This is a genomic window from Escherichia marmotae (assembly GCF_002900365.1).
GTDB lineage: Bacteria > Pseudomonadota > Gammaproteobacteria > Enterobacterales > Enterobacteriaceae > Escherichia > Escherichia marmotae.
In genome coordinates this window covers 3,564,398-3,588,743 of record NZ_CP025979.1, presented here as the reverse complement: position 1 = coordinate 3,588,743, position 24,346 = coordinate 3,564,398, and the positions used below count along the sequence as shown (strand labels likewise).

General features: G+C 52.6%; 16 protein-coding genes, 2 rRNA genes and 1 pseudogene. 11 read left to right on the top strand and 8 right to left on the bottom strand.

Annotated elements, in window-relative coordinates:
• The first annotated feature begins 131 nt into the window (after positions 1–131).
• The 9 genes from C1192_RS18425 (at position 132) to pepE (ending at position 7,621) form a co-directional block, all read left to right on the top strand.
• A complete protein-coding gene (locus C1192_RS18425; RefSeq protein ID WP_038355645.1) occupies positions 132–1,079 on the top strand; it encodes a sugar-binding transcriptional regulator in 948 nt (315 codons plus the stop codon).
• Between the two features lie 89 nt (positions 1,080–1,168).
• On the top strand, positions 1,169–1,957 hold the full coding sequence (locus C1192_RS18420; protein ID WP_038355644.1) for an SDR family oxidoreductase: 789 nt from the start codon (positions 1,169–1,171) through the stop codon (positions 1,955–1,957).
• Between the two features lie 9 nt (positions 1,958–1,966).
• A complete protein-coding gene (locus tag C1192_RS18415; protein ID WP_038355643.1) occupies positions 1,967–2,374 on the top strand; it encodes a mannose/fructose/sorbose PTS transporter subunit IIA in 408 nt (135 codons plus the stop codon).
• A complete protein-coding gene (locus C1192_RS18410; protein WP_038355642.1) occupies positions 2,374–2,868 on the top strand; it encodes a PTS sugar transporter subunit IIB in 495 nt (164 codons plus the stop codon). Before C1192_RS18415 ends, C1192_RS18410 begins: the two co-directional genes overlap by 1 nt.
• Before the next feature lie 65 nt (positions 2,869–2,933).
• Positions 2,934–3,731, top strand: a complete 798-nt coding sequence (locus tag C1192_RS18405) for a PTS mannose/fructose/sorbose transporter subunit IIC (RefSeq protein WP_038355641.1) — start codon at positions 2,934–2,936, stop codon at positions 3,729–3,731.
• An 11-nt stretch (positions 3,732–3,742) separates the two neighbouring features.
• Entirely contained in the window at positions 3,743–4,567 is an 825-nt protein-coding gene (locus C1192_RS18400) for a PTS system mannose/fructose/sorbose family transporter subunit IID (RefSeq protein ID WP_038355640.1), read from the top strand.
• Positions 4,568–4,618: 51 nt separating this feature from the next.
• The gene (gene sorE / locus C1192_RS18395) at positions 4,619–5,848 is read left to right on the top strand and encodes an L-sorbose 1-phosphate reductase (RefSeq protein ID WP_038355639.1); all 1,230 of its coding nucleotides are present in this window, start codon (positions 4,619–4,621) and stop codon (positions 5,846–5,848) included.
• The gene (locus C1192_RS18390; protein ID WP_038355638.1) at positions 5,841–6,653 is read left to right on the top strand and encodes a shikimate 5-dehydrogenase; all 813 of its coding nucleotides are present in this window, start codon (positions 5,841–5,843) and stop codon (positions 6,651–6,653) included. The genes sorE and C1192_RS18390 overlap by 8 nt, the downstream gene beginning before the upstream one ends.
• 278 nt (positions 6,654–6,931) lie before the next feature.
• On the top strand, positions 6,932–7,621 hold the full coding sequence (gene pepE / locus C1192_RS18385) for a dipeptidase PepE (RefSeq protein WP_000421749.1): 690 nt from the start codon (positions 6,932–6,934) through the stop codon (positions 7,619–7,621).
• A gap of 90 nt (positions 7,622–7,711) precedes the next feature.
• On the opposite strand, the gene C1192_RS18380 is transcribed toward pepE, so the two are convergent.
• Together C1192_RS18380 and metH are read right to left on the bottom strand one after the other, a co-directional pair.
• On the bottom strand, positions 7,712–9,343 hold the full coding sequence (locus tag C1192_RS18380; RefSeq protein WP_038355637.1) for a Na/Pi cotransporter family protein: 1,632 nt from the start codon (positions 9,341–9,343) through the stop codon (positions 7,712–7,714).
• Positions 9,344–9,458: 115 nt separating this feature from the next.
• A complete protein-coding gene (gene metH, locus C1192_RS18375; protein ID WP_016249460.1) occupies positions 9,459–13,142 on the bottom strand; it encodes a methionine synthase in 3,684 nt (1,227 codons plus the stop codon).
• 199 nt (positions 13,143–13,341) lie between these two features.
• Here metH and iclR point away from each other — a divergent pair, with 199 nt between their 5' ends.
• Positions 13,342–14,166, top strand: coding sequence for a glyoxylate bypass operon transcriptional repressor IclR (gene iclR / locus C1192_RS18370; protein ID WP_000226393.1), 825 nt, complete (start codon positions 13,342–13,344; stop codon positions 14,164–14,166).
• A 15-nt stretch (positions 14,167–14,181) separates the two neighbouring features.
• Here iclR and aceK read toward each other — a convergent pair whose 3' ends face one another.
• The 4 genes from aceK to metA form a co-directional block, all read right to left on the bottom strand.
• Complete coding sequence (aceK, locus tag C1192_RS18365; protein ID WP_038355636.1) at positions 14,182–15,906, bottom strand: bifunctional isocitrate dehydrogenase kinase/phosphatase; 1,725 nt, start codon at positions 15,904–15,906, stop codon at positions 14,182–14,184.
• Between the two features lie 400 nt (positions 15,907–16,306).
• Positions 16,307–17,611 carry an isocitrate lyase gene (gene aceA, locus C1192_RS18360; RefSeq protein WP_038355635.1) on the bottom strand — a complete coding sequence of 435 codons (1,305 nt, stop codon included), beginning with the start codon at positions 17,609–17,611 and terminating at the stop codon, positions 16,307–16,309.
• 29 nt (positions 17,612–17,640) lie between these two features.
• Complete coding sequence (gene aceB / locus C1192_RS18355; protein ID WP_038355634.1) at positions 17,641–19,242, bottom strand: malate synthase A; 1,602 nt, start codon at positions 19,240–19,242, stop codon at positions 17,641–17,643.
• 268 nt (positions 19,243–19,510) lie between these two features.
• On the bottom strand, positions 19,511–20,440 hold the full coding sequence (gene metA, locus C1192_RS18350) for a homoserine O-acetyltransferase MetA (RefSeq protein ID WP_001122799.1): 930 nt from the start codon (positions 20,438–20,440) through the stop codon (positions 19,511–19,513).
• A 156-nt stretch (positions 20,441–20,596) separates the two neighbouring features.
• Between metA and C1192_RS18345 the strand changes: the two are divergent.
• Positions 20,597–21,039: pseudogene (locus tag C1192_RS18345) on the top strand (acetyltransferase).
• A gap of 125 nt (positions 21,040–21,164) precedes the next feature.
• On the opposite strand, the gene rrf reads toward C1192_RS18345, so the two are convergent.
• A 5S ribosomal RNA gene (gene rrf / locus C1192_RS18340) occupies positions 21,165–21,280 on the bottom strand.
• A gap of 93 nt (positions 21,281–21,373) precedes the next feature.
• Positions 21,374–24,278 (bottom strand): 23S ribosomal RNA (locus tag C1192_RS18335).
• Positions 24,279–24,346: the final 68 nt, after the last annotated feature.

Here is a 24,346-nt window from a genome sequence, read left to right as displayed (position 1 = left end):
GCAAGATAAAGCGCCATTTCAGCCCAAACAAAGAGTGAAAAATCGCTTTTAAAGGCCACCATGATGGGGTTATATCAGATCAAGCGGTTAAAAAGCATATTTGCACAAATGTGCAAAATCAGGAGGCGGCGATGGAAAACAGTGACGATATCCGTTTGATTGTGAAGATTGCCCAACTCTATTACGAACAGGACATGACGCAGGCGCAAATTGCCCGCGAACTGGGTATTTATCGGACCACCATCAGCCGCTTACTTAAACGGGGCCGCGAGCAGGGTATTGTCACCATCGCTATCAACTATGACTACAACGAAAACCTCTGGCTGGAGCAGCAACTGAAGCAAAAGTTTGCCCTGAAAGAAGCCGTGGTGGTGTCGGGTCATGATGAAGAGGAAGATACACAACTGGCGGTGATGGGGTTACACGGCGCGCAGTTGCTGGATCATTTGCTGGAACCGGGTGATATTGTTGGTTTTTCCTGGGGCCGCGCGGTACGCGCACTGGTCGAAAATCTACCGCAGGCGGCGCAATCCCGGCAGTTAATCTGTGTGCCAATTATCGGTGGGCCATCCGGAAAACTTGAAAGCCGCTATCACGTGAACACATTAACCTACGGTGCGGCGGCGAAGCTGAAAGGGGAATCGCATCTCGCAGATTTTCCTGCCTTGCTGGATAACCCATTAATTCGTAATGGGATCATGCAGTCTCAGCACTTTAAAACCATCTCGGCCTACTGGGATAACCTGGATGTCGCCCTGGTAGGGATTGGTTCCCCGGCCATTCGCGATGGCGCTAACTGGCATGCATTTTATGGCGGCGAAGAGAGTGACGACCTGAATGCCCGCCAGGTCGCTGGCGATATTTGCTCGCGCTTTTATGATATTCACGGCGTAACGGTTGATACCAATATGAGTGAGAAAACGCTCTCAATCGAAATGAATAAATTAAAGCAGGCACGTTATTCCATCGGCATTGCCATGGGAGAAGAAAAATACAGCGGAATTATTGGCGCACTACGCGGAAAATATATTAATTGTCTGGTTACGAATAGCGACACAGCGGAACTGTTACTGAAATAAAAAATCTGCCCGACTTTTACCGTAATGAAAAATTACGGCGGGCCTCTGTTACCTAAAATCAGGAGTCTGTTATGCAAACGTGGTAAAATTTGCAGGATAAAACCATTATTGTCACCGGCGGCGCGTCCGGCATTGGCCTGGCAATTGTCGAAGAATTATTAGCACAAGGCGCAAACGTGCAGATGGCCGATATTCACGGTAGTGAGGGTCAATATAAAGGTCATAAAGGCTATCAGTTCTGGCCGACCGATATTTCCAGCGCCAAAGAGGTGAATCATACGGTAGCGGAAATTATTCAGCGCTTTGGACGCATCGACGGTCTGGTCAATAACGCTGGGGTCAATTTCCCGCGTCTGCTGGTCGATGAAAAAGCGCCTGCCGGGCAGTATGAACTTAACGAAGCCGCTTTCGAAAAAATGGTCAATATCAACCAGAAAGGCGTTTTTCTGATGTCTCAAGCAGTGGCGCGACTGATGGTCAAACAACACGATGGCGTGATTGTGAACGTCTCCTCGGAAAGCGGGCTGGAGGGTTCAGAGGGTCAGAGCTGCTACGCCGCCACCAAAGCTGCGCTCAATAGCTTCACGCGCTCCTGGTCGAAAGAGCTGGGTAAGCACGGTATCCGTGTGGTCGGCATCGCGCCGGGAATTCTGGAAAAAACCGGGCTGCGCACGCCGGAATATGAAGAAGCGCTGGCGTGGACGCGAAATATCACCGTTGAGCAACTGCGCGAAGGCTACACCAAAAATTCCATTCCTATTGGGCGTTGCGGAAGATTAGCGGAAGTAGCTGATTTTGTTTGTTATCTGCTGTCCGAACGCGCCAGCTACATCACCGGAGTAACCACTAACATTGCGGGCGGCAAAACGCGCGGCTAAGGAGGCTTTATGGTCAATGCCATTTTTTGCGCCCACGGCAAATTAGCCTGCGCCATGCTGGAATCAGTCCAGATGGTATACGGTGACGCCAGGGTCGAGGCAGTTGAATTTGTACCCGGCGAAAACGCCGGAGACATTGTGGCAAAGCTGGAAAAGTTAGTGAGTATTCACGGTCATTGCGAGTGGCTAATCGCCGTGGATTTACAGTACGGCAGCCCGTGGAATGCAGCAGCGACGCTTGCGATGCGCAATCCGCACCTGCGGGTGATCAGCGGCCTTTCCCTGCCACTGGCGCTCGAACTGGTCGATAACCAGGACAGCATGAATGTTGATGAACTGTGTGAACACCTGACGCAAATCGCCAGGCAAGCCTGCGTCGTCTGGAAACAACTGGCAACGGCAGAGGAGGATTTCTGATGAACATTACGCTCGCCCGCATTGATGACCGCCTGATCCACGGCCAGGTCACCACCGTCTGGTCGAAAGTGGCTAACGCCCAGCGCATTATTATCTGCAATGACGAAGTTTATAACGATGAAGTTCGCCGGACATTATTGCGCCAGGCCGCCCCGCCGGGAATGAAAGTTAACGTGGTCAATATTGAAAAAGCAGTCGCGGTGTATCACAACCCGCAATATCAGGACGAAACCGTTTTTTATCTTTTCACCCGACCTCAGGATGCCTTAGCGATGGTTCGCCAGGGCGTAAAAATCGGCACCCTGAATATTGGCGGAATGGCCTGGCGGCCCGGTAAAAAACAGTTAACCAAAGCGGTTTCATTAGATGACGATGATATTAACGCATTTCATGAGTTAAATAATCTTGGCGTCACGCTGGATTTACGCGTTGTCGCGTCAGATCCTTCAATCAATATTATTAACAAAATAAAAGAACACTTAGTCGCAAATTAAATAATAGCGCCTGTGTATATATGCTTTAACAGGCAGGGATGACGACACTTAAAAGGTGACACATAATGGAAATAAGTACCCTACAAATCATAGCCATATTTCTTTTTTCCTGTATTGCCGGAATGGGCAGCGTGCTGGATGAGTTTCAAACCCACCGCCCACTGATCGCCTGTACGGTTATCGGCTTAATACTCGGTGATTTAAAAACCGGCATTATGCTCGGCGGCACACTGGAGCTTATCGCGCTCGGCTGGATGAACGTCGGCGCGGCGCAGTCTCCGGATTCCGCGCTCGCCAGCATTATCTCCGCCATTCTGGTTATCGTTGGTCAGCAAAGCATCGCCACCGGAATCGCCATCGCGTTGCCTGTGGCTGCTGCAGGCCAGGTGCTGACGGTGTTTGCCCGCACCATCACCGTAGTGTTCCAACACGCGGCGGATAAAGCCGCGGAAGAGGCGCGGTTTCACACTCTCGATATTCTGCATGTCTCCGCGCTTGGCGTGCAGGCGCTGCGCGTCGCCATTCCGGCACTGATTGTCTCGCTGTTCGTCAGCGCCGATATGGTGAGCAATATGCTGAGCGCCATTCCCGAATTTGTAACCCGTGGATTGCAGATTGCTGGCGGTTTTATCGTGGTGGTCGGTTACGCCATGGTGCTTCGCATGATGGGCGTGAAATATTTGATGCCTTTCTTTTTCCTCGGTTTCCTCGCAGGTGGCTACCTCGATCTCAGTTTGCTGGCTTTCGGTGGCGTTGGCGTGATCATGGCCCTGCTCTACATCCAGCTAAATCCACAGTGGCGTAAAGCCGCACCGCAAACGCAGGTTACCTCTGCCACCGCCCTTGACCAGCTTGACGACTAACGGAGCCCATCATGGAACAGAGAAAAATTACACGCAGCGATCTGGTGAGCATGTTTCTGCGCTCCAACCTGCAACAGGCGTCCTTCAACTTTGAACGCATTCATGGGCTGGGCTTTTGCTACGACATGATCCCCGCCATCAAACGACTCTATCCATTAAAAGAGGATCAGGTTGCGGCGCTCAGGCGACACCTGGTGTTCTTCAATACCACGCCAGCCGTATGTGGTCCGGTCATCGGCGTGACCGCCGCCATGGAAGAAGCGCGGGCTAACGGTGCAGAAATTGATGACGGCACCATTAACGGCATCAAAGTCGGCTTGATGGGACCATTGGCAGGGGTTGGCGATCCACTGGTCTGGGGAACCCTGCGTCCGATTACCGCCGCGCTCGGCGCATCTCTGGCACTTTCGGGCAACATTCTCGGTCCGCTGCTGTTCTTCTTTATTTTCAACGCGGTGCGTCTGGCGATGAAGTGGTATGGCCTACAGCTCGGCTTTCGCAAAGGGGTGAATATCGTCAGCGATATGGGCGGGAATGTGCTGCAAAAACTCACTGAAGGCGCGTCGATTCTCGGACTGTTTGTGATGGGCGTGCTGGTCACCAAATGGACGTCGATCAACGTACCGTTGGTGGTTTCACAAACGCCTGCCGCCGATGGCTCCACCATCACCATGACCGTGCAGAACATTCTCGACCAACTTTGCCCTGGTTTGCTGGCGCTCGGTCTGACGCTGTTGATGGTGCGTCTGCTCAACAAAAAAATTAACCCCGTATGGCTGATCTTTGCCCTGTTTGGCTTAGGGATTATCGGCAATGCGCTGGGCTTCCTGTCCTGATTCTTCGCCCCGGCGCGGCTGCCGGGGCCATCGCTCAACATGAGGTGGTTTATGAAAACAACAGCTCTGCGTCTTTACGGTAAACGTGACCTGCGTCTGGAAACCTTTGACCTTCCTGAAATGCAGGAAGATGAAATTCTGGCGACAGTGGTCACCGACAGCCTGTGTCTTTCCTCCTGGAAAGAGACCAATCTGGGCGAAAACCACAAAAAAGTGCCCGACGATGTAGCAACCCATCCCATCATCATCGGCCATGAGTTTTGCGGCGATATTCTGGCCGTCGGTAAAAAATGGCAGCATAAGTTCCAGCCCGGCCAGCGCTATGTGATTCAGGCTAACCTGCAACTGCCGGATCGCCCGGACTGCCCCGGTTACTCCTTCCCGTGGGTGGGCGGCGAAGCCACACATGTGGTTATCCCAAATGAGGTTATGGAACAGGATTGCCTGCTGGCATACGACGGCGAAACCTACTTTGAAGGCTCGCTGGTTGAACCGCTTTCCTGCGTGATTGGCTCGTTCAACGCCAACTATCATCTTCAGGAAGGTAGTTATAACCACACAATGGGGATTCGCCCGCAAGGACGCTCGCTGATCCTCGGCGGCACCGGTCCAATGGGGCTGCTGGCGATTGATTATGCGCTGCATGGGCCGGTTAACCCGTCGCTGTTAATCGTCACCGATACCAATAACGACAAGCTGAGCTACGCGCGGAAACACTATCCGTCAGAGCCGCAAACGCTGATTCATTACCTCAATGCTGCCGACGCTTCGTATGAGACGCTAATGGCACTCAGCGGCGGGCAAGGTTTCGATGATATTTTCGTTTTCGTGCCCAATGAAGGGCTGGTTACCCTCGCCTCTTCGCTGCTGGCGGTCGACGGCTGTATGAACTTCTTCGCCGGGCCACAGGATAAACACTTCAGCGCGCCGATTAATTTCTACGATATGCATTACGCGTTTACCCACTACGTGGGCACGTCAGGCGGCAATACCGACAACATGCGCACGGCGGTCAAACTGATCGAAGAGAAAAAAGTGCAGGCCGCAAAAGTGGTAACACATATTCTTGGGCTGAATGCTGCGGGCAAAACCACGCTTGAATTGCCTGCCGTCGGCGGCGGGAAAAAGCTGGTGTATACCGGGAAATCTCTGCCGCTGACCTCACTCACGCAGATTCAGGATGAAGGACTGGCGGCGATTCTGGCGCGTCATCAGGGAGTCTGGTCCGGCGAGGCGGAGCAATACCTTCTCGCTCATGCAGAGGCGATTACCCATGATTAATCGCGAGACTCAACTGTGCATGTCGCTTGCCGGTCGCCCCGGCAACTTCGGCACGCGCTTTCACAATTATCTGTATGAAAAGCAGGGGCTGAATTTCATCTATAAAGCGTTCACTACCCAGGATATTGCAGCAGCGGTGAACGGCGTTCGCGCGTTGGGGATTCGCGGCTGCGCCGTGTCGATGCCGTTTAAAGAAAGCTGCATGCCCTTTCTCGATGCTATCGATCCGTCGGCAAAAGTCATTGATTCAGTGAATACTATTGTGAATGACGACGGCAGGCTGACCGGGTTTAACACCGACTACATCGCGGTGAAAAACCTGATTATTCACCACCAGCTTAATAGCGCCGCACGCGTGATGATTCGCGGCAGCGGCGGCATGGGCAAAGCGGTGATTGCCGCCTTTCGCGACGCGGGGTTTACGGATGTCGTCATCGCCGCCCGCAACTGCGAGAGCGGCCCGGCGCTGGCGAAGCAGTATGGGTTCCAGTGGCAGCCGCAACCGGAAGGTATCGCCTGCGACATTCTGGTTAACGTGCCCCCTGTCGGCATGAGCGGTGGTAAAGAGAGCCATGAGCTGGCCTTCAGCGAGGCAATGATCTCTACGGCAAGCGTCGTTTTTGACGTCGTGGCCTTGCCGCCGGAAACGCCACTCATTCGCCTGGCGCAACGGCTTGATAAGCAGACGATCAACGGCGCAGAGGTGATTGCTTTACAGGCCGTCGAGCAGTTCGCGATGTATACCGGTGTGCGACCTGATGCGCGGCTGATTACTGAAGCGGCACAATTTGCACGAGAAGGATAAGAAACATCAGCGCCTTAAGGGGCGCTCAGATTGGTGGCAAAGTGCACGTTGTTCATGCCGGATGCGGCGCAAACGCCTTATTCGGCCTACAAAATCGCGATAATTCAATATATTGCAATTATCTTGTAGGTCTGATAACCGTAGCGCATCAGGCAATGCTATGTTTGTCATCAGTCTCAGCGCCAGGTTCAATACGCGACATCGTGAGCCATGTCAGTAAGCGGTTAAATTCACAGTGGTAGCATGCCTTCCGTGATTTCTTACTAACCGGAGAAGTAATGGAACTGCTTTTATTGAGTAACTCGACGCTGCCGGGAAAAGCCTGGCTGGAACATGCGCTGCCGCTGATTGCTGAACAGTTGCAGGGTCGCCGTTCCGCGGTGTTTATTCCTTTCGCTGGCGTAACGCAAACCTGGGATGATTACACCGCCAAAACGGCTGCAGTTCTTGCCCCACTTGGCATTTCTGTCACCGGTATTCATAGCGTTGCCGATCCTGTTGCCGCGATTGAAAATGCGGAGATCGTGATTGTCGGCGGTGGCAACACTTTCCAGTTACTGAAAGAATGCCGTGTGCGCGGTCTGCTGGCACCGATTGTTGACGTAGTGAAACGCGGCGCTCTGTATATTGGCTGGAGCGCAGGCGCTAACCTCGCTTGCCCAACCATTCGCACGACCAACGATATGCCGATTGTCGATCCGCAGGGCTTCGATGCGCTGAATCTGTTCCCGCTGCAAATCAACCCGCACTTCACCAACGCGCTGCCGGAAGGTCACAAAGGTGAAACGCGCGAGCAGCGTATTCGCGAATTACTGGTGGTAGCGCCAGAACTGACGATTATTGGTCTGCCGGAAGGTAACTGGATCACCGTAAGTAAAGGTCACGCTACGCTTGGCGGCCCGAATACCACTTATGTGTTTAAGGCCGGTGAAGAAGCCGTGCCGCTGGAAGCGGGTCACCGTTTTTAAGTGAATTGCCGGATGCATGATCCGGCATCTTGTACATAGTGCCTGATGCGACGCTTAACGCGTCTTATCAGGCCTACAGGATTCACAATATTAATACTCGTCCCGTCCCTCATCTTCATCTGGCTGTTCCAGTACGCTGTAAGCCACCGAACAAAACAGCGAGTTCAGACGCAGCATATCTCCCAATAAACCTAAATGTAGCGAACTGGTTTCAATACTCTGCACGTTTTGCTGATGCAGGCGATCGACGTGGGCATGGGAATAGCGGCGATTAAGAATGCGAAAGCGATGCTTACTGCGACGTAAACGGCGAGCGCTGGTGACATCGCCAGAGAAGAACACCGACATTGCCAGTTTTAAATTGCTGAGCAATTGCTCATAGAGCGCATCCAGTTCCTTCAACCCATCAAGCGAAAACGCCCGCCGTGCTGCCAGTGATTTGTCGGCAATTTCGCTGCCCATGCGCTCGACAATATCGGAAGCCTGCTCAAGGTTGAGCGCCATTTCGATAATCTCCGCCCAGCGACGTGATTCTTCTTCCGCCAACTCTTCTTTTGGCATCCGCGCCAGATAAAGTTTAATCGCGGTGTAGAGGACGTTGATATCATCCGCCAGCTTGCGCAACTCCTTCTCTTCACGCGGTTCGCCGTGCATCACTTTATTCAGCCCTTCCATCATCTGTTCCATCGCGTCACCGATGCGCAGTGTTTCACGGGCGGCATTCGCCAGAGCAAGGGTCGGCGTATCCAGCGCGCTGACATCCAGATGTTTTGGTTTCAGATGGGCATCCAGTTCGGGTTCATCGCGAATAATGGTTTTGCAAAACCGTGCCATCGGGTCGACAAATGGCAGCATCGCCAGACAGCGCACAAGGTTATAGAAGACGTGGAAATAGATAACCAGTTCCGCTTTCGGCAAAGGCAGTTTATCCATTGATTCTGCCAGAACGTGGACAAACGGCAGGATAATCAGGCTCCCCACCAGCTTAAAAAGCAGGCTGCCCAACGCGACACGACGTGCGGCAGCATTAGCGGCGCTATTGTTGAGCATCGCCAGCAAGCCGGAACCAAGGTTAGCGCCAATAACCAGGCAGAGCGCCACCGGGAAAGAGATAATGCCCGCAGCAGTCAGAGTCGCAGTCAGCAGTACCGCGGCAAGGCTGGAGTAGCTGATAATGGCGAACATCGCGCCAATCAGCGCATCCAGCAGAATATCGCCGGTCAGCGAGGCAAAGATCACCTGAACACCGTTCGCCTGGGTGATCGGCGTTACGGCCTGCACAATCAACTCCAGTGCCAGCAAAATCAACCCAAGGCCAATACCGACGCGGCCCAGTTGCCCGGCGCGCGACTGCTTGCGTCCGAGGAAAAAAATTACGCCGATAAAAATAAGTAGCGGCGACAACCAGGATAAATCGAAGGTGAGAACCCGCGCCATCAGCGCCGTTCCGACGTCGGCCCCCAGCACAATCACCAGCGCAGGCGCGAGAGCAACCAGATCCTGGGCAACAAACGACGTCACCAGCATGGTGGTGGCATTACTGCTCTGCACCAGTGCCGTAACGCCAATCCCCGCACAGAAGGCGAGCGGCTTTTTTTCGACGCTCCGGCTAAGGACAGTACGCAGCCGTGCGCCAAAGACACGCATTACGCCTGTTCGAACAATATGCGTCCCCCAGACCAGCAGGGCGACGGCAGAAAGCAGGTGAAGCAGTGTTAACACGAGTTCAGGTTCTCCTTATCGTTATATGTGCCTGAAACAGTTCCGGAAGCGCTTTTCCGGTCTGATATAAGTCCAGTATATGTGTTTACTATCAATAAAGAGACAGATTTGTGAATCAGTCCGCGTCATACCCCAGATTCGGCGCCAGCCAGCGTTCAACATCAGAAACGCTCATACCTTTACGGCGGGCATAGTCTTCAACCTGATCGCGCTGAATTTGTGCCACTGCGTAGTACTTGCTGTCCGGATGGCTGAAGTACCAACCCGAAACTGATGCGCCAGGCCACATAGCGAAAGATTCCGTGAGTTTCATGCCGGTGTGTTTTTCCACTTCCAGCAGCTCCCAGATGGTGGCTTTTTCCGTATGTTCCGGGCAGGCCGGATATCCTGGTGCCGGGCGGATGCCCTGATAGTTTTCGCGGATCAGGTCTTCGTTGCTGAGATTTTCATTCGGCGCGTAGCCCCAGTAGACTTTACGCACGCGCTCATGAAGATATTCTGCAAAGGCTTCGGCTAAACGGTCGGCAAGCGCTTTCACCATGATTTTATTGTAATCATCGTGCTGCGCTTCGAAGGCATCAGCCAGCGCGTCCTCTTCCAGCCCGCCAGTTACGGCAAATGCACCGATGTAATCCGCTTTGCCGGAGAGTTTCGGTGCCACAAAATCAGCGAGGCAGTAGTTAGCAAAGCCGGTTTTTTCCGTCTGTTGGCGCAGATGGTGGCTGATATTAATCACATGCGTGCGTGTTTCATCACGATAGATTTCAATGTCGTCACCCACCCGGTTTGCCGGGAACAGACCAACCACGCCGCGCGGATTCAGCGATTTTTCAGCGCTTAATTTATCCAGCATGTCGTTAGCGTCTTTAAACAGGCGTTTTGCCTCTTCGCCCACCACTTCATCTTCCAGAATGCGCGGATACTTTCCGGCCAGCGACCAGGTCATAAAGAACGGCGTCCAGTCGATATAGTTACGCAGCGTTTCGATGCTGGCTTCGACTTCCTGCACGCCGAGACGGTGCGCTACAGGCGGCGTATAGGCCTGCCAGTCAAAAGCGAAATCGTTATCGCGCGCCACTTCCAGCGTGACCGGTGGCGTGCGCGGTTTCTTGCGCCCGTGCTGAATACGCACGGTTTCGTACTCTTTGCGGGTACGAGCGACAAAGTCGTCACGCTGAGTGTCGGAAAGCAGCGCCGCCACAACACCAACGGTGCGCGAGGCGTTTTGCACGTAAACCGTCGGGCCGCTGTAGTTTTGCTCGATTTTCACCGCTGTATGCGCTTTTGAGGTAGTCGCGCCGCCAATCAGTAGCGGAATGGTGAAGCCCTGACGCTCCATCTCTTTCGCCACGTTGACCATTTCGTCCAGCGACGGCGTGATCAGCCCCGAAAGACCAATCAAATCAGCATTCACCTCTTTGGCAGTGCGGAGGATTTTTTCCGCTGGCACCATCACGCCGAGATCAACAATTTCATAGTTGTTACATTGCAGCACCACACCAACAATATTTTTACCGATATCGTGCACGTCACCCTTCACGGTGGCGATCACCATCTTACCGTTGGTTTTACCCTGCTCTTTGCTGGCTTCAATATACGGTTCGAGATACGCCACCGCCTGCTTCATAACGCGTGCCGATTTCACCACCTGCGGCAAAAACATTTTCCCTTCACCAAACAGGTCACCGACGACGTTCATTCCGTCCATCAGCGGCCCTTCAATCACTTCAATCGGGCGAGCGGCTTGTTGACGAGCTTCTTCGGTGTCCTGTTCGATAAACTCAGTAATGCCTTTGACCAACGAGTACTCCAGGCGTTTCTTCACGTCCCACGAGCGCCACTCCGCCTGTTGGGCGTTGGCGGTGTCGTCGGTTTTACTGCCGCGATATTTTTCGGCAAGTTCCAGTAAACGCTCTGTACCATCGTCGCGACGGTTAAGGATCACATCTTCCACCGCGTCGCGCAGTTCCGCAGGCAGATCGTCGTAAATCGCCAGTTGTCCGGCGTTGACGATCCCCATATCCATACCGTTACGGATGGCGTAGTAGAGGAACACCGCGTGAATAGCTTCGCGCACCGGGTCGTTGCCACGGAACGAGAAGGAAACGTTGGAGACGCCACCGGAGATGAGTGCGTGCGGCAGTTCGCGTTTGATGTCTTCGCACGCGCCGATGAAATCCTGCGCGTAATTGTTATGCTCTTCAATCCCGGTGGCGACAGCGAAGATGTTCGGGTCGAAAATGATATCTTCCGGCGGGAAGCCGACTTCCTCGGTGAGGATTTTGTACGCCCGACGGCAAATCTCGATTTTCCGTGCGCGGGTATCGGCCTGGCCCTGTTCGTCAAAGGCCATTACCACCACTGCCGCACCGTAACGGCGTAATAATTTGGCATGATGGATAAAGGTTTCAACGCCCTCTTTCATCGAGATAGAGTTAACAATGCCTTTGCCCTGAATACACTTCAGTCCTTTTTCGATGACGTCCCATTTCGAAGAATCGATCATAATCGGCACGCGAGCGATATCCGGCTCGCCAGCAATCAGACTGAGGAAACGCACCATCGCCGCTTCGGCGTCGAGCATCCCTTCATCCATGTTGATATCGATAATCTGCGCGCCGTTTTCCACCTGCTGACGCGCCACGTCCAGCGCCTCGCTATATTTCTCTTCTTTGATCAGGCGTTTGAACTTAGCGGAACCGGTTACGTTAGTTCGTTCACCAACGTTAACAAACAAACTATCGTCGCCAATGTTCAGCGGCTCCAGTCCGGACAAACGGCAGGCTACGGGGATATCAGGCAGTTTGCGCGGTGCTAATCCTTCAACTGCACGGCTCATCGCAGCAATATGTTGTGGCGTCGTGCCACAGCAACCGCCGACAATATTCAGGAAACCCGATTCAGCCCATTCGCGAATCTGTTTCGCCATTGTGTCAGCATCGAGATCGTATTCACCAAAGGCGTTTGGCAGTCCGGCATTCGGGTGCGCGGTGACGTAGCATTCGGCAATACGCGAAAGTTCCTGCACGTACTGACGCAGTTCGTCTGGCCCCAGTGCGCAGTTGAGGCCAAAGGTCAGCGCTTCGGCATGCCGCAGGGAGTTGTAAAATGCCTCGGTTGTCTGACCGGAGAGCGTGCGCCCGGAGGCGTCGGTAATGGTGCCGGAAATCATAATCGGCAACTCCACACCCAGCGCTTCAAACTCGGTTTTCACCGCAAAGACCGCCGCTTTCGCGTTAAGAGTGTCGAAAACAGTTTCAATCAGAATCAGATCTACACCGCCTTCCACCAGCGCTTTGGTGGATTCACGATAAGCCGCCACCAGTTGGTCAAAGGTGATATTGCGAAATGCCGGATCGTTTACATCCGGAGAAATAGATGCTGTGCGATTGGTTGGGCCGAGAACACCAGCAACGTAGCGTGGTTTCCCCGGCGTGCGGGCGGTCCACTCGTCAGCGCAGGCACGTGCCAGTTTCGCTGCTGCAAAGTTGATTTCTGCTGACAGGGATTCCATCTGGTAATCCGCCATCGCAATAGTCGTGGAGTTGAAGGTGTTGGTTTCGATGATATCCGCGCCCGCTTCAAAGTAAGCGTTGTGGATCGCGGCAATCACATCAGGTTTACTGAGTACCAGCAGGTCGTTGTTGCCTTTTAGATCGCACGGCCAGTCGGCAAAACGCTCACCGCGAAAATCGGCTTCGTTCAGACGATAATTCTGGATCATGGTGCCCATACCGCCGTCCAGCACCAGAATACGTTCATTTAACTGCGCACGCAGTTGTTCAACTTTGCTGCTCACACTTGCTCCCGACACGCTCAACCCAGATTTAATAAAAATTCAACAAACCATACTGGCACAAACGCATCAGTGGTAAAAGCGACCACTACGCAACATGAGATTTGTTCAACATTAACTCATCGGATCAGTACAGCAACTGTTGCATTAGTTAACAATAAAAATGAAAATGATTTCCACAATACAGAAAAAGGAGGCTGTCATGGTCGCACCCATTCCCGCAAAACGCGGTAGAAAACCTGCCGCAACCAGCGCCCCCGCGACTGGGCAGGTTCAGTCTTTAACGCGTGGCCTGAAATTACTGGAGTGGATTGCCGAATCCAATGGCAGTGTGGCACTAACCGAACTGGCACAGCAAGCCGGATTACCCAATTCCACCACCCACCGTCTGCTAACCACTATGCAACAACAGGGCTTTGTGCGTCAGGTCGGTGAGCTGGGTCACTGGGCGATCGGCGCGCATGCATTTATGGTCGGTAGCAGTTTTCTCCAGAGCCGTAATTTGTTAGCTATTGTCCATCCTATACTGCGCGATCTGATGGAAGAATCTGGCGAAACGGTCAATATGGCGGTGCTCGATCAAAGCGATCACGAGGCGATTATTATCGATCAGGTGCAGTGTACGCATCTGATGCGAATGTCCGCCCCTATTGGCGGTAAATTGCCGATGCATGCTTCCGGTGCCGGTAAAGCCTTTTTGGCTCAACTGAGTGAAGAACAGGTGACAAAGCTGCTGCATCGCAAAGGGTTACATGCCTATACCCACGCGACGCTGGTTTCTCCTGTGCATTTAAAAGAAGACCTCGCGCAGACACGCAAACGCGGTTATTCATTTGATGATGAAGAACATGCGCTGGGACTGCGTTGCCTGGCTGCGTGTATTTTCGATGAACACCGCGAACCGTTTGCCGCAATTTCAATTTCCGGGCCGATTTCACGTATTACCGATGACCGCGTGACTGAGTTTGGCGCGATGGTAATTAAAGCGGCGAAGGAAGTGACGCTGGCGTATGGTGGAATGCGGTGACTTTTCGCCTCTGATTTATACAAACCGCACGCTAAACCGCTGTCTGCGCCGATATGCATAAACATCTTCCACATGTCCTTCGCGGATGCGGTTTTGTAGAGCGCGCCAGTAATCGGCGCGGAACAGGTCGGCGTGCATTTCCTCGAACAGTGGACCAATGCGTGGGTCGGCGCATAGCCAGTGGCGGAACTCTTCCGGGAAAACATCGCCCGGCGAGACGCTATACCACGGTTCGCTGGCGAGTTCGTCTTCCGGGTAGCGCAGCGGTGGGATGTCGCGGAAATTCACTTCCGTCATGTAGCAAATTTCATCGTAATCATAAAACACCACGCGCCCGTGTCGGGTGACGCCAAAGTTTTTAAACAGCATATCACCGGGGAAAATATTGGCGGCGGCAAGCTGGCGAATAGCGTTGCCGTACTCTTCTATAGCATCACGCAGTTGCTGACCCTCAACCTGTTCAAGCCAAATATTGAGAGGCACCATCCGCCGTTCGATATAGAGATGGCGAATCACAATTTGTTCGCCCAGATCGGTGATTTTTTCTGGCGCTTCCTGAAGCAGCAAATCCATTAATGACGGGGAAATATGTCGCTTCTCCAGTACAAAGTTTTCAAACTCCTGGGTATCCGCCATCCTTCCTACGCGATCGTGCTCTTTTACCAGTTGATAGCAGGCGCGGACGTGAGCCGCTGACATCTCTTTCTGCGGGGCGAATTTGTCTTTGATGACTTTGAATACCCGATCAAAGCCCGGCAGCGTGAACACCAGCATGACCATCCCACGAATGCCCGGCGCTTCAATAAACTGCTCATTACATCCTTGTAAATAAACGAGATATTCACGGTAACTTTCGGTTTTGGCATGCTTCTGGCAACCGATAGCCATATACAGTTCTGCGGTAGTTTTACCCGGCAGAATCTCCCGTAGCCACTCGACCAGTGCGGCAGGCAGCGGCGCGTAAACCATAAAATAGGATCGCGCGAAGCCAAAGACGATGCTCGCTTCGGCGGTCGTCGTCAGGCAGGTATCAATAAACAACTCGCCGTCGTCCGTCTGGTGGATCGGCAGCAAAAATGGCAACGTGCCGGAAGGCGTTATCAGTTTGCCCACCAGCCAGGCGGCTTTATTACGGTAAAACAGTTCGTTCGCCACCTGTAGATGACTTTCAGCGAGGTTATCTGTCCCCAGCGTTTCCGTCAGATGAAGAATGATATAGTTGATATCACGGCTTTTATTCTGCCAGCGCAGGCGTAGCGGCAAGTCGCTAATAACGCGCATCAGCAGTGATTCCCAGCCGTGATCGGGGTAAAAGTCTTTGGCCAGCGGGCGCGGAATGGTACGAAAGCGGCGTTCCGGCTGGGAGCTAAAGATAAAAAGCCGCTCGGGAGTAAGCGAGCGGTGGTCAAATAACCGACAGTATACGGAGTTGAAAAAACTCTCCGCAATCTCGAAGCGCGGGTAGTCCGGCAATAGCCGGGTGTAATGCTCTTTGACGTGCAGTAAAAATGCCGCATTCGTGCTTTGGCCGTTAGTAATGCAGCGTAACTGCTCCACCACCAGACCCACGTGATGATCGTAAAGATGGATACGATTTTTCATCGCCTGCTGGACAGCGTGCCAGTCGGCCTGTTCGAAACGCTGCTGCGCCCCGGAAGTCACTTCGAGGAATCGACCATACTGGGCATCGAAACCCTGCAAAATTGTTTGTGCAATCAGTAATTCCAGACCACGCGGCATTTGTTGCCCTCATCGGGAGCTGTGAATTGCCGGATAAGACGCACAAGCGTCACATCAGGCGTTGATTGCCGGATGCGGCGTAAACGCCTTATCCGGCCTACGCGTCTGCAACATTTGTAGGCCTGATAAGACGCGCAAGCGTCGCATCAGGCGCTCATTGCCGGATGCGGCGTAAACGCATTATCCGGTCTACGAGTCTGCAACATTTGTAGGCCTGATAAGACGCGTCAGCGTCGCATCAGGCGCTCATTGCCGGATGCGGCGTAAACGCATTATCCGGCCTACGCGTCTGCAACATTTGTAGGCCTGATAAGACGCGTCAGCGTCGCATCAGGCGCTCATTGCCGGATGCGGCGTGAACGCATTATCCGGTCTACAGCCAACAACAATTGTCGGTTGCTTAGAACTGCGATTCTTCGGTAGAGCCGGTCAGTGCGGTAACCGACGATGTGCCACCCTGAATAATGGTCGTCACTTTATCGAAATAACCCGTACCCACTTCCTGCTGGTGAGAAACGAAGGTGTAGCCATCTTTCGCAGCAGCAAATTCCGGCTGCTGCACTTTCTCAACATAATGCTTCATCCCCTCGCCCTGCGCATAGGCGTTTGCCAGGTCGAACATGTTGAACCACATGCTGTGGATACCCGCCAGGGTGATAAACTGGAATTTGTAACCCATATCCGACAATTGCTGCTGGAAGCTGGCAATAGTTTTGTCGTCGAGATTTTTCTGCCAGTTGAACGACGGCGAGCAGTTGTAGGCTAACATCTTGCCTGGATATTTCGCATGAATAGCGTCGGCAAAACGGCGCGCCAGTTCCAGATCTGGCGTAGAGGTTTCACACCAAACTAGGTCAGCATATGGCGCATAAGCCAGGCCACGGCTGATAGCTTGTTCAATGCCCGCATGGGTACGGAAGAAACCTTCATTAGTGCGTTCACCAGTGATGAATTCGCTGTCGTACGGATCGCAATCGGAGGTGATCAGATCCGCCGCATCGGCATCGGTACGAGCAACCAACAGGGTCGGAACTCCTGTAACATCCGCAGCCAGACGCGCCGCGACCAGTTTCTGGATCGCTTCCTGGGTTGGCACCAGCACTTTACCGCCCATGTGACCGCATTTTTTCACTGACGCCAACTGATCTTCGAAGTGAACTGCCGCTGCACCGGCTTCAATCATCGCTTTCATCAGCTCAAAAGCATTCAGGACACCACCAAAACCGGCTTCAGCATCGGCAACGATCGGCAGGAAATAATCAACATAACGCGGATCGCCCGGCTCAATACCTGCGGACCACTGGATCTGATCAGCTCGACGGAAGGTGTTATTGATCCGCTCCACTACCGCTGGCACTGAATTTGCCGGATAAAGTGACTGGTCCGGATACATGCTGGCCGCCAGGTTAGCATCCGCCGCTACCTGCCAGCCAGACAGGTAAACCGCTTCAATACCCGCTTTCGCCTGTTGCAGCGCCTGACCGCCAGTCAGTGCGCCGAGGCTGTTGATATAGCCTTTTTTCGATTCACCGTGCAGCAGTCGCCACATTTTTGCCGCGCCCAGTTGTGCCAGCGTGCATTCCGGATTGACCGAGCCGCGTAATTTCACCACGTCCTCCGCGCTGTATGGGCGGGTAATACCTTCCCAGCGCGGTTGAGTCCACTCTTTCTGTAATTCTTCAATTTGTTGTGTACGGGTTTTCATGTGCAGATGCTCCATAGTTATGTGGTGGTTTACGCTAACAGGCGGTAGCCTGGCAGGGTCAGGAAATCAATTAACTCATCGGAAGTGGTGATCTGTTCCATCAGGCGAGCAGCATCATCGAAGCGCCCACTATTGAAACGTTGTTCGCCCAATTCATGGGCAATCTCTTTCATCTCTTCAGCCAACATCTGGCGGAACAGTGCTTTGGTCACCGGTTTGCCATTGCTCAACGTTTTTTGATGGTGGATCCATTGCCAGATAGAGGTGCGGGAAATCTCTGCCGTTGCTGCGTCTTCCATCAGACCATAAATCGGCACACAGCCGTTGCCGGAGATCCATGCTTCGATGTACTGCACGGCCACACGAATATTGGCGCGCATGCCTTCTTCGGTGCGCTCACCGTCACAAGGAGCCAGCAGTTGTTCGGCAGTAACCGGTGCATCTTGCTCGCGCAGGACTTCTAACTGGTTTTTACGAGAGCCGAGGATGTCGTTAAATACCGCCATTGCGGTATCAGCAAGGCCTGGATGGGCGATCCACGTACTATCGTGACCGTTGTTGGCTTCTAGTGCTTTATCCGCTTTTACCTTGTTGAGCACCTGATTATTGCGCTCTTCATCTTTACTCGGGATAAAGGCCGCCATGCCGCCCATCGCGAATGCACCGCGTTTATGGCAGGTTTTAATCAGCAGACGTGAATAGGCACTGAGGAACGGTTTATCCATTGTCACTGCCTGGCGGTCTGGCAGGACGCGATCGGGATAGTTTTTTAATGTTTTGATATAGCTAAAGATGTAATCCCAGCGACCGCAGTTCAGACCGACAATATGGTCGCGCAGTGCGTGAAGGATTTCATCCATCTGGAATACAGCAGGCAAGGTTTCAATGAGTAACGTTGCCTTGATGGTGCCGCGCGGCAGGTTAAAGCGACCTTCTGCGTAAGTGAAGACTTCGCTCCACCATGCAGCTTCCTGCCAGGACTGAGTTTTTGGCAGATAAAAATAAGGACCACTGCCCTTTGCCAGCAGCGCCTGGTAGTTGTGGAAGAAGTAGAGAGCAAAATCAAACAGGCTGCCAGGGATTGCTTCACCACGCCAGGTAACATGTTTTTCCGGCAAGTGCAGGCCGCGTACCCGACAAATCAAAACCGCCGGATTGGGCTTGAGTTGATAAATTTTACCTGCTTCGTTGGTGTAACTGATGGTGCCGTTAACCGCATCGCGCAGGTTAATTTGCCCGTCGATCACTTTGTTCCAGTCCGGGGCCAGTGAATCCTCGAAGTCAGCCATGAAGACTTTCACATTAGCGTTTAGCGCGTTAATCACCATCTTGCGCTCAACGGGTCCGGTTATCTCTACCCGGCGATCTTGTAAGTCCGCAGGAATTCCGCGAATCTTCCAATTACTTTCTCGAATGGAAGTTGTTTCCGAAATAAAATCAGGCAACGTCCCGTTATCGATATCCTGCTGTTGCTGAATGCGCGCTGCCAGAAGTTTATTGCGTTGTGGCGTAAAATGCGTCACCAGCTCAGTCAGAAATTCTACCGCTTCGGCGGTGAGAACTTGCTTCTCCTGCTCGCCATACGGCCTTATGAAAGCCAGTTCATCGGTTGTTGTTGCCTGTTGAGTCATCGTGCAGCTCCTCGTCATGGATCCGAATACTTCCCCACTGTGAACGAAGGATCGTTGTGCGCTTTTCGTTCAGCACAACTAAGACTACTCATTTAAAATGCAAAATCAAAAACAATTTCCATTTTTAATTTAATTATCAATTAACCTATTGATAACAATAATAATAAAATTAATTCACTTGATGAGTGACGTTTCAGAAATAAAAAAGGCACCCGAAGGTGCCTGATGTAATGTGCTGAATCGCTTAACGATCGATCGCCGCAGAAGATTAATCCAGCGTTGGATTCATGTGGCGTAGATCGTATGGCGTAATCTGGTAGACGTAATAGTTGAGCCAGTTGGTAAACAGCAAATTACCGTGACTACGCCAGCTCGCACACGGTTTGTTTTGCGGATCGTTATGCGGGAAATAGTTATACGGTACATCCGGAGTTAGTCCGGCTTCTACATCGCGGAAATATTCCTGCGCCAGTGTTTGCGCATCGTATTCGGGATGGCCCGTCACAAAGGCAATGCGCTTGTCTTTGCTGGCAAACAAATACGCATCCCCTTCTTCTGTCTCTGCCAGAATCTCCAGATCGGTGTAATCACGAATCAACGCTGCCGGAAAGTCTGCATATCGCGAATGCGGTGCCAGAAATGAATCATCAAATCCACGCGTCAGAAGCGCATGAGGATGGAGAATGTGGTGCTCGTATACACCCGAAAGTTTGTCGGTGCGGGTTTGCTTGGGTATACCGTAGAGAATATTAAGCGCGGCCTGAACCGCCCAACAGACAAATAATGTCGAGGTGACGTGATCTCTCGACCACTCCAATACCTGTTTGATCTGCGGCCAGTAAGCGACGTCATTAAACTCCACCAGACCCAGCGGCGCGCCAGTTACAATCAGACCATCAAAGTTCTGTTCCTGTATATCTTCAAAGTTGCAGTAGAAGTTGTTCAGATGCTCTGCAGGCGTGTTGCGCGACTCGCGAGAATCGATGCGCAACAACTGAATATCGACCTGCAAAGGAGAGTTTGAAAGCAGGCGTAAAAACTGATTTTCAGTTTCGATCTTCTTCGGCATCAGGTTAAGGATAAGCACCTTTAGCGGACGAATTTCCTGACCAGACGCGCGCGAAGTTGTCATCACAAAGACGTTTTCTTCACGCAAGAAATTGACGGCGGGTAGCTCGTCCGGCACACGAATCGGCATAACCTGATTACCTCACTACATACGTTTAAACGTTTAGACATCCAGATAGCTGAAGATAACCAGAAAATTCGCCAATGTCGAGCCTGCATGTTCAAGGTGAGAAAGTTTCAAGAAAAAGGCTGAGTTAGAATATAAGTATGAATAAAAGGAGTGGAAATGGTTATTAGAATTCGCCGTTCACGGCATGAGGAAGGGGAAAAACTGGTTTCGATCTGGTGTCGTTCTGTCGATGCTACCCACCATTTTTTGTCTGCAGACTATCGGGTCGAACTGGAAGAGCTGGTAAGTTCGTTTCTGCCAGAAGCACCGCTGTGGGTTGCGGTTAATGAGCGGGATCAACCGATTGGTTTATGTTGCTAAGCGGGCAGCATATGGATGCGCTATTTGTCGATTCTGATGCGCGCGGGTATGGCGTAGGTCGACTACTGGTGGAACATGCTCTCTCGATGGCCACGGAACTGACAACCAACGTTAATGAGCAAAATGAGCAAGCAGTAGGATTCTATAAGAAGATGGGATTTAACGTTACCGGGCGTTCGGAAGTCGACGAGCTGGGGAAACCGTATCCGCTACTGAATCTGGCGTATGTGGGGGAATAATGCGCTGCTGACCCCTACCGTAACCCTGCGCAGGACAGATAAGGCTCGCCAGCATCGCATCCGGCATTTTTTCCGCACCAGCGCAAAAAGGCCATCCTTACGGATGGCCTTTCGCTTTATTTGATGCCTGGCAGTTCCCTACTCTCGCATGGGGAGACCCCACACTACCATCGGCGCTACGGCGTTTCACTTCTGAGTTCGGCATGGGGTCAGGTGGGACCACCGCGCTATCTCCGCCAGGCAAATTCTGTTTATTAACCCGCTTTCGCCGGCTAATCTAATCTGTATCAGGCTGAAAATCTTCTCTCATCCGCCAAAACATCTTCGGCGTTGTAAGGTTAAGCCTCACGGTTCATTAGTACCGGTTAGCTCAACGCATCGCTGCGCTTACACACCCGGCCTATCAACGTCGTCGTCTTCAACGTTCCTTCAGGAGACTTAAAGTCTCAGGGAGAACTCATCTCGGGGCAAGTTTCGTGCTTAGATGCTTTCAGCACTTATCTCTTCCGCATTTAGCTACCGGGCAGTGCCATTGGCATGACAACCCGAACACCAGTGATGCGTCCACTCCGGTCCTCTCGTACTAGGAGCAGCCCCCCTCAGTTCTCCAGCGCCCACGGCAGATAGGGACCGAACTGTCTCACGACGTTCTAAACCCAGCTCGCGTACCACTTTAAATGGCGAACAGCCATACCCTTGGGACCTACTTCAGCCCCAGGATGTGATGAGCCGACATCGAGGTGCCAAACACCGCCGTCGATATGAACTCTTGGGCGGTATCAGCCTGTTATCCCCGGAGTACCTTTTATCCGTTGAGCGATGGCCCTTCCATTCAGAACCACCGGATCACTATGACCTGCTTTCGCACCTGCTCGCGCCGTCACGCTCGCAGTCAAGCTGGCTTATGCCATTGCACTAACCTCCTGATGTCCGACCAGGATTAGCCAACCTTCGTGCTCCTCCGTTACTCTTTAGGAGGAGACCGCCCCAGTCAAACTACCCACCAGACACTGTCCGCAACCCGGATCACGGGTCAACGTTAGAACATCAAACATTAAAGGGTGGTATTTCAAGGTCGGCTCCATGCAGACTGGCGTCCACACTTCAAAGCCTCCCACCTATCCTACACATCAAGGCTCAATGTTCAGTGTCAAGCTATAGTAAAGGTTCACGGGGTCTTTCCGTCTTGCCGCGGGTACACTGCATCTTCACAGCGAGTTCAATTTCACTGAGTCTCGGGTGGAGACAGCCTGGCCATCATTACGCCATTCGTGCAGGTCGGAACTTACCCGACAAGGAATTTCGCTACCTTAGGACCGTTATAGTTACGGCCGCCGTTTACCGGGGCTTCGATCAAGAGCTTCGCCTTGCGGCTGACCCCATCAATTAACCTTCCGGCACCGGGCAGGCGTCACACCGTATACGTCCACTTTCGTGTTTGCACAGTGCTGTGTTTTTAATAAACAGTTGCAGCCAGCTGGTATCTTCGACTGATTTCAGCTCCACGAGCAAGTCGCTTCACCTACATATCAGCGTGCCTTCTCCCGAAGTTACGGCACCATTTTGCCTAGTTCCTTCACCCGAGTTCTCTCAAGCGCCTTGGTATTCTCTACCTGACCACCTGTGTCGGTTTGGGGTACGATTTGATGTTACCTGATGCTTAGAGGCTTTTCCTGGAAGCAGGGCATTTGTTGCTTCAGCACCGTAGTGCCTCGTCATCACGCCTCAGCCTTGATTCTCCGGATTTGCCTGGAAAATCAGCCTACACGCTTAAACCGGGACAACCGTCGCCCGGCCAACATAGCCTTCTCCGTCCCCCCTTCGCAGTAACACCAAGTACAGGAATATTAACCTGTTTCCCATCGACTACGCCTTTCGGCCTCGCCTTAGGGGTCGACTCACCCTGCCCCGATTAACGTTGGACAGGAACCCTTGGTCTTCCGGCGAGCGGGCTTTTCACCCGCTTTATCGTTACTTATGTCAGCATTCGCACTTCTGATACCTCCAGCATGCCTCACAGCACACCTTCAACGGCTTACAGAACGCTCCCCTACCCAACAACACATAGTGTCGCTGCCGCAGCTTCGGTGCATGGTTTAGCCCCGTTACATCTTCCGCGCAGGCCGACTCGACCAGTGAGCTATTACGCTTTCTTTAAATGATGGCTGCTTCTAAGCCAACATCCTGGCTGTCTGGGCCTTCCCACATCGTTTCCCACTTAACCATGACTTTGGGACCTTAGCTGGCGGTCTGGGTTGTTTCCCTCTTCACGACGGACGTTAGCACCCGCCGTGTGTCTCCCGTGATAACATTCTCCGGTATTCGCAGTTTGCATCGGGTTGGTAAGTCGGGATGACCCCCTTGCCGAAACAGTGCTCTACCCCCGGAGATGAATTCACGAGGCGCTACCTAAATAGCTTTCGGGGAGAACCAGCTATCTCCCGGTTTGATTGGCCTTTCACCCCCAGCCACAAGTCATCCGCTAATTTTTCAACATTAGTCGGTTCGGTCCTCCAGTTAGTGTTACCCAACCTTCAACCTGCCCATGGCTAGATCACCGGGTTTCGGGTCTATACCCTGCAACTTAACGCCCAGTTAAGACTCGGTTTCCCTTCGGCTCCCCTATTCGGTTAACCTTGCTACAGAATATAAGTCGCTGACCCATTATACAAAAGGTACGCAGTCACCCCATTAAAGAGGCTCCCACTGCTTGTACGTACACGGTTTCAGGTTCTTTTTCACTCCCCTCGCCGGGGTTCTTTTCGCCTTTCCCTCACGGTACTGGTTCACTATCGGTCAGTCAGGAGTATTTAGCCTTGGAGGATGGTCCCCCCATATTCAGACAGGATACCACGTGTCCCGCCCTACTCATCGAGCTCACAGCATGTGCATTTTTGTGTACGGGGCTGTCACCCTGTATCGCACGCCTTTCCAGACGCTTCCACTAACACACACACTGATTCAGGCTCTGGGCTCCTCCCCGTTCGCTCGCCGCTACTGGGGGAATCTCGGTTGATTTCTTTTCCTCGGGGTACTTAGATGTTTCAGTTCCCCCGGTTCGCCTCATTAACCTATGGATTCAGTTAATGATAGTGTGACGAATCACACTGGGTTTCCCCATTCGGAAATCGCCGGTTATAACGGTTCATATCACCTTACCGACGCTTATCGCAGATTAGCACGTCCTTCATCGCCTCTGACTGCCAGGGCATCCACCGTGTACGCTTAGTCGCTTAACCTCACAACCCGAAGATGTTTCTTTCGAACCATCATCGTGTTGCGAAAATTTGAGAGACTCACGAATAAT